The sequence below is a fragment of the Lentilactobacillus otakiensis DSM 19908 = JCM 15040 genome, from assembly GCF_001434145.1.
In the GTDB taxonomy this organism is placed as follows: domain Bacteria; phylum Bacillota; class Bacilli; order Lactobacillales; family Lactobacillaceae; genus Lentilactobacillus; species Lentilactobacillus otakiensis.
In genome coordinates this window covers 94,061-106,731 of the sequence record NZ_AZED01000013.1, presented here as the reverse complement: position 1 = coordinate 106,731, position 12,671 = coordinate 94,061, and the positions used below count along the sequence as shown (strand labels likewise).

The window sequence follows — 12,671 nt, the reverse complement described above, 5'->3', positions numbered from 1 at the left end:
TAGAGTGTCTGACTACGAATCAGAAGGTTGTAGGTTCGACTCCTACTGGGTGCATTTTTTATTGCAATAAATTCTTTTTCGGGAAGTAGCTCAGCTTGGTAGAGCACCTGGTTTGGGACCAGGGGGTCGCAGGTTCGAATCCTGTCTTCCCGACTTTTTACAACATAGATAATATGATATATTTATATTGTTAACTGCATAGTACTTAATCATCGGGAAGTAGCTCAGCTTGGTAGAGCACTACGTTCGGGACGTAGGGGTCGCAAGTTCAAATCTTGTTTTCCCGATTTTTTTGTTTTTTAATACATATAGAATGAATCATCTTTCGATGTGAGGGCAGGACCTACTGGGGCCTTGCCCTTTTTGTTTTGGATATTTTTGAACAAGTGAACATGTCTTTGGAAGATTTGCTATCGGCAAATTTCTCCAATAATATAGTGGAACGATTTTTGGCTTTGTGGAATTAGTTTGAGCTTGCATTTTCTTTTGGTGGATGGGGCAGTCTACTAAACGTGCTTCGACAGCCCTGAATCCTACTACATAAGGCAAGGCACCCAAGGACAAACAAAGCCCGTTTGCCCTCGGGTACCTTACCTTATGTTCCGGGTCCAACCGGGTTTTGTCGCACTCTCAAACACTTTCCTTGCACTTTCCGCCAACATTCGTATAATAATAGTCAATATTAGTCAAAGAATTGGGTGATTACATGGCGGACGAAAATATTTCTGATTTAATCGAACATTATCTCAAAGAAATACTTGCCGAGAACGAGCAAGTTAAAATTCGTCGTTCTGAAATTGCTGGGCTGTTTGACGTTGTACCGTCTCAGATCAACTATGTGATCAACACGCGCTTTACGATTCAGAATGGTTACATTGTGGAAAGTAAACGTGGTGGAGGTGGCTACATTAGAATAGAAAAAGTTCATTTATTAGATGACATTGACGTTTTAAATTCACTAATTGCTGCGATTGGTAACAAATTATCGAAGAGAGATAGTGAAACCATCGTCCAAACGTTATATAATAATGAATTAATTAATCGTCGCGAGGTGAGCATCATATTAGCTGCGATTGACAAAGATGCAATTGACCTTAACAACAGCGATTTAACCGACATCATGCGTGCCAACATCATGGTGTCGATCTTGAATCGTCTGCGATACGAACGATAGAAAGCGAGGGTATCTATGAATAATTTATTTACTCCAAGTGCTAAGAACGTTTTGACCATTGCTCAGGAACAAGCCAAGAAATTCAAGCACCAGGCGATTGGAACTGAACACCTTTTACTAGGATTGCTGATTGAAACGAACGGAATTGCCTACAAGGCCCTCCAACAGTTCTCAGTAACTGCTGAAGATGTCACTGAAGAAGTAGAACGTTTCGCCGGCTATGGCAACCTTAAGGACCTTAGCAGTAACGATTATCTGCCATACTCTCCAAAGGCAAAAGAAGTTTTAGCCCAAGCAGGAGAATTTGCGAAGAAAAATGGCGTTCCAAAGGTAGGAACTGAACATATTTTGCTTTCACTCTTAACTGATGAAACCATTTTATCTTCCCGAATTTTGATTAACTTAGGACTTGACCTCTCGCAAATTAGAAAAGTAACTTTACGAAAAATGGGCATCAGCGGCGGCTCAATGGCTTCCAACTTGGCTGCTAAACAACGTGGGCGTCAACAAAAGCCTGCTGATTCCAAGACACCAACGATTGATTCGTTAGCTCGAGACTTAACCGAGATGGCCCGTCAAGACCGACTGGATCCAACTGTCGGCCGGGATCTGGAAGTTAAACGAGTGGTCCAAATTTTAGCTCGTCGTACCAAGAATAATCCAGTGTTAATTGGTGAACCTGGTGTTGGTAAAACTGCCATCGCTGAAGGCTTAGCAGAACGAATTGTCAGCGGTGACGTGCCTGGAGACATGGCTAAAAAGCGTTTGATGATGCTTGACATGGGCTCCTTAGTTGCCGGTACCAAGTACCGTGGTGAATTTGAAGACCGTTTGAAGAAAGTCATCGATGAAATTTACCAAGATGGCAATATTATCTTGTTCATTGATGAATTACACACTTTGATTGGTGCTGGTGGTGCTGAAGGTGCCATTGATGCATCGAACATCTTAAAGCCAGCCTTGGCACGTGGTGAGCTCCAATTAATTGGTGCCACTACTTTGGACGAATACCAAAAGTACATTGAATCTGATGCCGCTTTGGAACGTCGATTTGCCAAAGTAATGGTCGATGAACCCACAACTGATGAAACTGTGGAAATTCTCAAGGGCTTACGTCCAAAGTATGAACAACATCATCATGTTGAAATTACCGATGAAGCCATTGAATCCGCCGTTAACTTGTCAAGCCGATACATCAGCGACCGTTTCCTGCCGGATAAGGCAATTGATTTGATGGATGAGGCTGCGGCCAAAGTTCGGATTGATCATTTACAGAAATCCGATGCAGTTGACGATCATAAGAAGTTATCCGATCTGTTATCCGAATTAAATGAAGCACTGGTTGCTCAGGATTACGAAAAGGCTGCCAAACTTCGGAAACAAACCAACAAGCTTCAAGATGAATTGGCGAAAGATGATGACGCTGATGATAATGGTGAAGAAGCGCATTACCCAGTTAAAGAAACGCCTCAAGATGTTGCCGAAATCGTTGGCGAATGGACTGGCATTCCAGTGACTCGCTTGAGCAGCACCGAAGCTGATCGTTTGGTCAACTTGGAAAAGGTTCTCCATAAACGGGTTGTTGGCCAGGAAGAAGCTATTTCAGCGGTTTCACGTTCGATTCGTCGGGCAAGAAGCGGTTTGAAAGATCCAAACCGGCCAATTGGTTCATTTATGTTCTTAGGACCGACTGGTGTTGGTAAAACTGAGCTGGCTAAAGCGGTTGCCGAAGCAGTCTTCGGCTCAGAAGACGACATGATTCGGGTGGACATGAGTGAATTCATGGAGAAGTACTCAACCAGCCGTCTGATCGGTTCAGCCCCTGGTTATGTTGGTTACGATGAAGGTGGCCAATTAACTGAAAAGGTTCGTCAAAAACCATATTCAGTTGTTCTCTTTGATGAAGTTGAAAAGGCCCATCCAGATGTCTTTAACCTGTTGCTTCAGGTGCTTGACGATGGCTACCTGACGGATGCCAAGGGTCGTAAGATTGATTTCAGAAACACAGTTATCATCATGACTTCCAACCTTGGTGCCACAACTCTTCGTGATAAGAAGACGGTTGGCTTTGGCCAAGAGGATGCCAAGGAAGGTTACGCTGCAATGAAGGACACCATTCAAGCTGCCCTCAAGCAACGATTCCGTCCAGAATTCTTGAACCGGATCGATGAAGTGGTTGTCTTCCACTCATTGACCAAGAACGAACTTGATCAGATTGTTTACCTGATGGCCAAACCAGTTATCAAACGAATTCATGATCAAGGAATCGACATCAAGATCACGAAGACGGCCATTGGTATCATTTCCAAACGTGGCTTTGATCCTGAGTATGGTGCTCGTCCAATCCGAAGAGCAATTCAAACCGAGCTTGAAGATAACTTGAGTGCCAAGCTGCTTGCTAAAGAAATTGTACCGGGTGATTCAGTCACTGTTGGTGGTCGAAACAATCAGATTACGATTTCAGTTAAGAAGCCTGAACGCAAAACATTAGTGAATGATAAAAAATAAACGCGATTCAAAATGAACAATGGTGTAAAAGGTTGACTTTACTTCTATAAATTGTTATTCTTTTAACTGTATTTGTTGTGAATCGAAATGGTTGACGCGATCTATTGTCCGTGTTGGCCTGCATAAAAAGCCAAAAGCAAGAAAGTCTTGTTTTTGGATTTTTTTTGCCCAAATCACGGTTAAATGTGTGTAAAAACGCATTTGTAATCAAACTGTAACATTTCGATTCCGGAATTTTTTGGAGAGGTGAAAAACTTGGCAGGACATTTAGTTAAATATGGAAAACACCGTACCCGACGAAGTTATGCACGAATCAAAGAAGTGCTTGATTTACCTAACCTGATTGAAATCCAGACTAATTCTTACAACTGGTTTTTACATGAGGGACTTAAGGAAACCTTCGACGGCATTATGCCAATCGATGACTTTCAGGGCAAGCTTTCTTTAGAGTTTGTCGATTATCAATTATTAACACCAAAATACACCGTTGATGAAGCGCGTGAACACGAAGCAAACTATTCTGCTCCACTTCACATTACCTTAAAATTAACCAATCACGAGACTGGTGAAATTAAGACACAAGATGTATTCTTTGGCGATTTTCCATTAATGACTGATCAAGGAACATTTATTATTAATGGTGCTGAACGAGTTATCGTTTCACAATTGGTTCGTTCACCCGGCGTTTATTACCATGCTGATAAAGATAAGAATGGCCGTGATTCATTCGGTACAACTGTGATTCCTAACAGAGGTGCCTGGCTTGAATTTGAAACCGACGCAAAAAATATCGCATACGTTCGAATTGATCGAACACGAAAAATTCCTTTAACTGAACTTATCAGAGCCCTTGGATTTGGCAGTGATTCAGAAATCATTGACATCCTGGGTGATAGCGATAGTTTGGGACTGACCTTGGAGAAGGATGTTCATAAAGATACTGACGATTCCCGTGTTGAAGAATCGTTAAAGGATATTTACGAACGACTACGTCCAGGTGAGCCTAAGACTGCTGATTCCTCAAGGAGTTTGCTGACGGCACGTTTCTTTGATCCAAAGCGTTATGACATGGCCCCCGTTGGCCGTTATAAGACTAACAAGAAGTTGAGCTTGAAGAACCGTTTATTAGGTTTGACATTGGCTGAAACCCTTGCTGATCCTGATACCGGTGAAGTGATTGCTCAAAAGGGTACTGTTGTTACTAAGGATGTTATGAAGGACTTAGCGCCATTCCTTGATAACGATGAGTTCAAGGCATACACCTTTAACCCTTCAGATGAAGCTGTTGTTACTGAGCCGATGACTGTTCAAATCATTAAAGTTCAATCTGTTAATGATCCTGACCGCGTTGTGCCATTAATTGGCAATGATAATATTCCATTGAGCTTTAAGCACATTACACCAGCTGACATCATTTCAGCCATGAACTACTTCTTTAACCTTCAAGAAGGTATTGGTTCAATCGATGATATTGATCACTTGGGTAACCGTCGAATTCGTTCAGTCGGTGAATTGCTGCAGAACCAATTCCGAATTGGTTTATCACGGATGGAACGGGTTGTTAGAGAAAGAATGTCAATTCAAGACACTTCGACTGTAACGCCTCAACAATTGATCAACATTCGTCCAGTTGTGGCTTCAATCAAAGAATTCTTTGGTTCATCACAACTTTCACAATTCATGGATCAGACCAACCCACTTGGCGAATTAACTCACAAGCGTCGTCTGTCTGCCCTTGGACCTGGTGGTTTGACTCGTGACCGTGCTGGATATGAAGTCCGGGATGTTCACTACACCCATTATGGTCGTATGTGTCCCATTGAAACTCCTGAAGGCCCTAACATTGGATTGATCAACAGTTTGTCCAGTTATGCGCGGGTTAATAAGTATGGTTTCATTGAAACACCATATCGGCGTGTGGATTGGACCACCCATAAGGTTACTGACCGAATCGATTACTTGACTGCCGACGAAGAGGATAATTTTGTTATCGCTCAGGCGAACTCACCATTGAATGATGATGGTTCATTTGAAAACAAGATTGTTATGGCTCGTCATAAGTCAAATAACATTGAAATTGGTATCGATAAAGTTGACTACATGGATGTTTCACCTAAGCAGGTAGTTGCTGTCGCAACTGCATGTATTCCTTTCTTGGAAAACGATGATTCTAACCGTGCCTTGATGGGTGCCAACATGCAGCGTCAGGCCGTTCCTTTGATCGATCCACATGCACCACTTGTTGGTACTGGTATCGAATACAAGGCTGCCCATGATTCTGGTGTTGCCCTCATTTGTAAGAATGCAGGAACTGTCGAATACGTTGATGCTCGGGAAATCCGAGTACGTCGTGACGATAAGTCCCTCGATAAATATAAATTAATGAAATTCCGTCGTTCAAATGGCGGTAAGAACTACAACCAACGTCCAATTGTTAAAGTTGGCGATCACGTTGATGACAACGAAATCTTAGCTGATGGGCCATCAATGGAAGGCGGAGAATTGGCACTTGGCCAAAACCCTGTTGTTGCATTTATGACTTGGCAAGGATATAACTTTGAAGATGCCATCGCGATCAGCGAGCGTTTGGTTAAGGATGACGTTTACACTTCAATTCATATTGAAGAGTATGAATCAGAAACTCGGGACACCAAATTAGGACCTGAGGAAATGACTCGCGAAATTCCTAACGTTGGTGAAGATGCTTTGAAGAACCTTGATGAAGACGGAACTGTCCGAATTGGTGCCGAAGTTCATGATGGTGACATCTTAGTTGGTAAGGTAACGCCTAAAGGGGTTACTGAATTATCAGCCGAAGAGCGTTTGCTTCATGCTATCTTTGGTGAAAAATCTCGAGAAGTTCGTGATACTTCATTGAGAGTTCCTCATGGTGGTGGCGGAATCATCCAAGATGTTAAGATCTTCACTCGCGAAAACGGTGATGAGCTTTCACCTGGTGTTAACAAGATGGTTCGTGTTTACATCGCCCAGAAACGTAAGATTCAAGTTGGTGATAAGATGTCAGGTCGTCATGGTAACAAAGGTACTGTTTCCGTTGTTATCCCTGAAGAAGACATGCCATTCTTGCCTGATGGAACCCCAGTTGATATTATGCTGAGTCCCATGGGTGTGCCATCACGTATGAACATTGGACAAGTTTTGGAGCTCCATTTAGGTATGGCTGCCCGCAAACTTGGTATCCACGTTGCAACACCTGTTTTTGATGGTGCCCGTGATAAGGATATCTGGGATGCAGTTAAGGAAGCCGGAATGCCTTCAGATGGTAAGTACATCTTGTATGACGGTCGTACTGGGGAACCATTTGATAAGAAGATTGCCGTAGGTGTCATGCATTACCTTAAATTGGCCCACATGGTTGATGATAAGATCCATGCACGTTCAATTGGACCTTACTCATTGGTTACGCAACAACCTCTTGGTGGTAAAGCACAATTTGGTGGTCAGCGTTTTGGTGAAATGGAAGTTTGGGCACTTGAAGCTTATGGTGCCGCTTATACGCTTCAAGAAATCTTGACTTACAAGTCAGATGACGTTGTCGGCCGTGTAAAGACTTATGAAGCCATTGTAAAGGGTGAACCAATTCCAAAGCCTGGTGTACCTGAATCATTCCGTGTGCTCGTTAAGGAATTACAATCACTTGGTCTTGACATGAAAGTTCTTGACAGCAGTCATAAAGAGATCGAACTTCGAGATCTTGACGACGATGATGACGTGGTTAATGTTGACGCATTAAGCAAGTTAGCTGACAAGAAGAAAGAACAAGCCGATCAAGCAGCTAAACAACCAGCTGATCAAGTTGAAACACCAACTAAATCAACCAACGCTAACAATAGTAATGACTAGAATGGGAGGTCAAACTAGTGGTCGATGTTAATAAATTCGAAAGTATGCAGATTGGACTAGCCTCTCCTGATAAAATTCGTAGTTGGTCATATGGTGAAGTTAAAAAGCCTGAAACCATTAACTATAGAACTTTAAAACCAGAAAAAGATGGTTTGTTTGATGAACGAATTTTCGGTCCTACCAAGGACTGGGAATGTGCCTGCGGTAAGTACAAGCGGATCCGTTATAAGGGAATCGTTTGTGACCGTTGTGGTGTTGAAGTTACTCGTTCAAAGGTTCGTCGTGAACGAATGGGCCATATTGAATTAGCAGCTCCAGTAACTCACATCTGGTACTTCAAAGGAATTCCAAGTCGAATGGGTCTTGTTTTGGACATGAGCCCACGTGCCCTTGAAGAAATCATTTACTTCGCTTCATACGTTGTTACTGAACCAGGTAACACCCCAATGGAGAAGAAGCAGTTGCTTTCAGAACGTGAATATCGTGAGAAGAAACAAGAATACGGTCCACGTTTTTCCGCTCAAATCGGTGCAGAAGCCATCAAGACTCTGCTTGACGATGTTGATATTAAGAAGGAAGTTGTTGAGTTAAAAGACGAATTAAAGAACGCCACCGGTCAAAAGCGGACCCGTGCCGTTCGTCGTCTGGATATTTTGGAAGCCTTCGTCCAATCCGGAAATGAACTTTCATGGATGGTAATGGATGCAATTCCAGTTATCCCACCTGACTTACGTCCAATGGTTCAACTTGAAGGTGGCCGTTTTGCCACTTCAGATTTGAACGATTTGTACCGTCGAGTTATCAACCGTAACAACCGTTTAAAGAGATTGCTTGATTTGAACGCACCTGGAATTATTGTTCAAAACGAAAAACGGATGCTTCAAGAAGCCGTTGACGCTTTGATTGATAATGGTCGTCGTGGCCGTCCAGTCGCTGGACCAGGTAACCGTCCATTGAAGTCACTTTCTCACATGCTTAAAGGTAAGCAGGGACGATTCCGTCAAAACTTACTTGGTAAGCGTGTTGATTATTCTGGCCGTTCAGTTATCGATGTTGGCCCTCATTTGAAGATGAACCAAATGGGTCTGCCAGTTCCAATGGCCATGGAATTATTCAAGCCATTTATCATGAAGGAATTGGTTGGTCGTAATTTGGCTTCCAACATTAAGAATGCCAAACGTAAGATTGAACGCCAAGATGACGATGTCTTCAGCGTTTTGGAAGATGTTATCAAGGAACATCCAGTTCTGTTGAACCGGGCACCTACACTTCACCGTTTAGGTATTCAGGCTTTCGAACCAGTTCTGGTAAGTGGTAAGTCAATGCGTCTTCATCCATTGGTTTGTGAAGCCTACAATGCCGATTTTGATGGTGACCAAATGGCCATCCATGTTCCGTTATCTGATGAAGCACAAGCTGAATCACGTTTGCTGATGTTAGCTGCTGGCCATATTCTTGCACCTAAGGATGGAAAACCAGTTGTAACACCTTCTCAAGATATGGTTATTGGTAACTATTACCTGACCATGGAAGAAGCAGGCCGTGAAGGTGAAGGCATGATCTTTAATTCACCTGACGAAGTTCAGTTGGCATATAAGAATGGAATCGTTCATTGGCATACCCGTGTCGGGATTAAAGCTTCGGCATATCCTAAGAAGACTTTTACTAAGGAGCAGCTCGGAAAGATCCTGGTTACTTCAGTTGGTAAGATTATTTTCAACACGATTTTGCCTGATGACTTTCCATATATCAATGAACCAACCGAAACAAACATTAACAATTTTGTTGAAGATAAGTACTTCCTTGAACCAGGTGAGGATATTCATGAGCATCTCAAGAATGCGCCGCTTATTCCACCATTTAAGAAGGGTTACTTGAGTGATATTATCGCTGAAGTTTACAAACGATACAAAGTAACTGAAACATCTTTCTTCCTTGATCGAATGAAGGATCTTGGTTACAACGAATCTACTAAATCTGGTTTAACCGTTGGTATTTCTGATATTACCCAGTTACCCGATAAACAAAAGATCATTGACGCAGCTCATAAAAAAGTTGACATGGTTACTAAGCAGTTCCGTCGTGGACTGATTACTGATCATGAGCGTTATGAAAGAGTTATTGGTATCTGGAATGATGCCAAGGATGACATTCAAAAGCGTTTGATGGATTCACAAGATCCACAAAACCCTATCTTTATGATGAGTGATTCTGGTGCTCGTGGTAACATTTCGAACTTTACTCAGCTTGCCGGAATGCGTGGCTTAATGGCTGCTCCTAACGGTGAAATCATGGAATTGCCAATCACTTCTAACTTCCGTGAGGGCCTGACTGTTTTGGAAATGTTCATTTCTACCCATGGTGCTCGTAAAGGTATGACTGATACTGCGCTTAAGACTGCCAACTCTGGTTATTTGACTCGTCGTTTGGTTGATGTTGCGCAAGATGTTATTGTTCGTGAGAAGGATTGTGGTACCGATCGTGGCTTAACCATCAGTGCAATTACTGAAGGTAATGAAATGATCGAACCTTTATATGACCGAATTCTTGGACGCTATGCCCATAAGACGGTTAAAAATCCTAAGACTGGCGAAGTAATTGTTCCTGCCAACACAATGATCACTGAAGATCAGGCTGCTAAAATTGATGAACTTGGCATCAAAGAAGTTACCATAAGATCTGCATTTACTTGTAACACTGTTCATGGTGTTTGTGAGAAGTGTTATGGTCGTAACTTGGCTACTGGTGACGAAGTTGAAGTTGGTGAAGCTGTTGGTACCGTTGCCGCTCAATCAATTGGTGAGCCTGGTACCCAGTTGACCATGCGTAACTTCCATACTGGTGGTGTTGCTGGTAACGCTGATATTACTCAAGGACTTCCTCGTGTTCAAGAAATTTTTGAAGCACGTAATCCAAAAGGTAAAGCTGAAATCAGTGAAGTTACTGGTACTGTTGAGTCAATTGAAGAAAACCCCGCTGAAAGAACCAAAGAAGTTACCATCAAGGGTGAGTCCGATACAAGAACTTATACAGTTCCAATTACCGCTCAGATGAGAGTTGCCGAGGGTGATTACATTCACCGTGGATCTGCATTGAACGAAGGTTCTGTTGACCCTAAGGAATTGTTGAAAGTTCGTGATGTTCTTTCAACTGAAAACTATCTCCTTCATCAAGTTCAGAAGGTTTACCGGATGCAAGGTGTGGAAGTATCAGATAAGCATGTGGAAATCATGATTCGTCAGATGCTGCGTAAGGTTCGAATTATGGATCCTGGTGATACGGATGTCTTGCCTGGTACTTTGATGGATATCAATGACTTTAAGACTAGCAATGCTGACACTGTTGTAAACGGTGGGATTCCTGCCACAGCGCGTCCTGTATTGCTTGGTATTACCAAAGCTGCCCTTGAAACGAACAGTTTCTTGTCAGCTGCATCATTCCAAGAAACCACTCGTGTTCTTACCGATGCTGCAATTCGCGGTAAGAACGATCCACTTGTTGGTTTGAAGGAAAATGTTATTATTGGTAAATTAATTCCTGCCGGTACTGGCATGCCAGATTACCGTGGAATTAAGCCTGAAGAAATCGGTAGTTCATCGACTGATGGTGTTTACTCAATTAGCCAGCTTGAAGAAAAAATGAAAGCTGAAGATGCTAACAAGAGTAAGACAACTAAGTAATCATTAAAATAACAGAAGTCAATTTACAAAAAGGATTTCAACCTCTGATGGGTTGGAATCCTTTTTTGCATGGTCATAAAATAAGCGGCAGTAAAATGTCATGGAACTGGTAGGTGAGAAAATATCCAATGGTGATGAACGGCACAAATGGGATTCTGGAATCTTTGGGCCAGGGTGCAACAATTAAATAAATCAGAGCAGCAATACACGCGATGAATGTTTGCCACAAAAGACTTGGCATGCCCGCTGTCAACCATAAGCAAGCATAAATGTCGATGTCGCCACTTCCCATCCACTGAATTTTTCGATTCATGAGTTGCATGACGATATACATGAAAAGTGCTACTAAAATTTGTCGGACAGGGTGGACGCATGACAGTGTACATATGAAAAACAAACCGATAATCCCTTTGGAAGGAATTTTTTGCTCGATGATATCAAATGAACTGAGTGCGATTAAAATGAGCAGGCAAAGAATAAATGACCACCGGACTTGGCGAATATCCAATGAGGCTGCAGCAATTCCAACCATCAGTTCCATCACAAAAAAAGTTCCTGGAATCTCCTGTTTGCAGTAACGACATTTTCCTTTCAGCATTAGGTAACTAAAGACAGGGATCAGATCGAAGTTCTCTAGTTGAGCGTTACAGTTGTCACAGTGAGAGCGTGGTGATACGATGGATTCACCTCGCAGGGTTCGCACTGCGACTAAGTTAAAAAATGAAGCTAAGCTTGCGCCAAACAAAAATTGAATTATTATCATCTGTTTACCTCTATATTCTATGTACGAATTTTTGTGTGAAATTATTTATCGTGATTCATTGACACAAACAAATAGTCATGATAAATTAGACAAGGTGCTTTTTGTGACAGATTCCTGAATATTCAGACATGCTGACTGTATATTACAAAAAGTGTTGGGCGGTACACATTTCTTTTTACATAAAAAAGAACCGCCTGGATGTGTGGACTTACATTGAAAATTTGAAAGGAGAACTTTTTAGATGCCTACAATTAACCAATTGGTCCGTAAAGGACGTCATTCTAGAACTTCAAAATCAAAGTCACCAGCTTTAAACTATGCTTACAATAGTTTCAAGAAGAAGCAAGTTACTGTTCCAGCCCCTCAAAAACGAGGTGTTGCAACCCGTGTTGGTACTATGACACCAAAGAAGCCTAACTCAGCTTTACGTAAATATGCCCGTGTTCGTTTGTCTAACTTAATTGAAGTTACTGCTTACATTCCAGGTATTGGTCATAACTTGCAAGAGCATAGTGTTGTTTTGATCCGTGGAGGCCGTGTTAAGGATTTACCTGGTGTTCGTTATCACGTTATTCGTGGTGCTCTTGATACCGCTGGTGTTCAAGACCGTCGTCAAGGTCGTTCAAAATACGGTACAAAGAAGCCTAAAGAATAATCTTACTAATGCAATCTAAATATTTAG

General features: G+C 42.2%; 6 protein-coding genes and 2 tRNA genes. 7 read left to right on the top strand and 1 reads right to left on the bottom strand.

Features of this window, described 5'->3' with window-relative positions:
• Positions 1-79 precede the first annotated feature (79 nt).
• From FD05_RS06465 to rpoC, 6 genes are all read left to right on the top strand, one after another.
• Positions 80-153 (top strand) — tRNA-Pro (locus tag FD05_RS06465).
• A 60-nt stretch (positions 154-213) separates the two neighbouring features.
• A tRNA-Pro gene (locus tag FD05_RS06460) sits at positions 214-287 on the top strand.
• Between the two features lie 419 nt (positions 288-706).
• Positions 707-1,174, top strand: a complete 468-nt coding sequence (locus FD05_RS06455; RefSeq protein ID WP_020281097.1) for a CtsR family transcriptional regulator — start codon at positions 707-709, stop codon at positions 1,172-1,174.
• 15 nt (positions 1,175-1,189) lie between these two features.
• Positions 1,190-3,682: an ATP-dependent Clp protease ATP-binding subunit gene (locus tag FD05_RS06450; RefSeq protein WP_020281098.1), complete on the top strand. Its 2,493-nt coding sequence runs from the start codon at positions 1,190-1,192 to the stop codon at positions 3,680-3,682.
• Positions 3,683-3,928: 246 nt separating this feature from the next.
• Positions 3,929-7,546 carry a DNA-directed RNA polymerase subunit beta gene (gene rpoB / locus FD05_RS06445; RefSeq protein WP_039932812.1) on the top strand — a complete coding sequence of 1,206 codons (3,618 nt, stop codon included), beginning with the start codon at positions 3,929-3,931 and terminating at the stop codon, positions 7,544-7,546.
• A gap of 17 nt (positions 7,547-7,563) precedes the next feature.
• The gene (gene rpoC, locus FD05_RS06440) at positions 7,564-11,226 is read left to right on the top strand and encodes a DNA-directed RNA polymerase subunit beta' (RefSeq protein WP_020281100.1); all 3,663 of its coding nucleotides are present in this window, start codon (positions 7,564-7,566) and stop codon (positions 11,224-11,226) included.
• Positions 11,227-11,299: 73 nt separating this feature from the next.
• On the opposite strand, the gene FD05_RS06435 is transcribed toward rpoC, so the two are convergent.
• Entirely contained in the window at positions 11,300-11,989 is a 690-nt protein-coding gene (locus FD05_RS06435) for a prepilin peptidase (protein ID WP_020281101.1), read from the bottom strand.
• Between the two features lie 241 nt (positions 11,990-12,230).
• On the opposite strand from FD05_RS06435, the gene rpsL reads away from it, so the two are divergent.
• A complete protein-coding gene (gene rpsL / locus FD05_RS06430) occupies positions 12,231-12,644 on the top strand; it encodes a 30S ribosomal protein S12 (protein ID WP_013728508.1) in 414 nt (137 codons plus the stop codon).
• Positions 12,645-12,671: the final 27 nt, after the last annotated feature.

Excerpts from the sequence above, each read along its gene's own strand:
- FD05_RS06455 (WP_020281097.1), top strand. The coding sequence starts at position 707 with ATGGCGGACGAAAATATTTCTGATTTAATCGAACATTATCTCAAAGAA.
- FD05_RS06450 (WP_020281098.1), top strand. The coding sequence starts at position 1,190 with ATGAATAATTTATTTACTCCAAGTGCTAAGAACGTTTTGACCATTGCT.
- FD05_RS06435 (WP_020281101.1), bottom strand. The coding sequence starts at position 11,989 with ATGATAATAATTCAATTTTTGTTTGGCGCAAGCTTAGCTTCATTTTTT.
- rpsL (WP_013728508.1), top strand. The coding sequence starts at position 12,231 with ATGCCTACAATTAACCAATTGGTCCGTAAAGGACGTCATTCTAGAACT.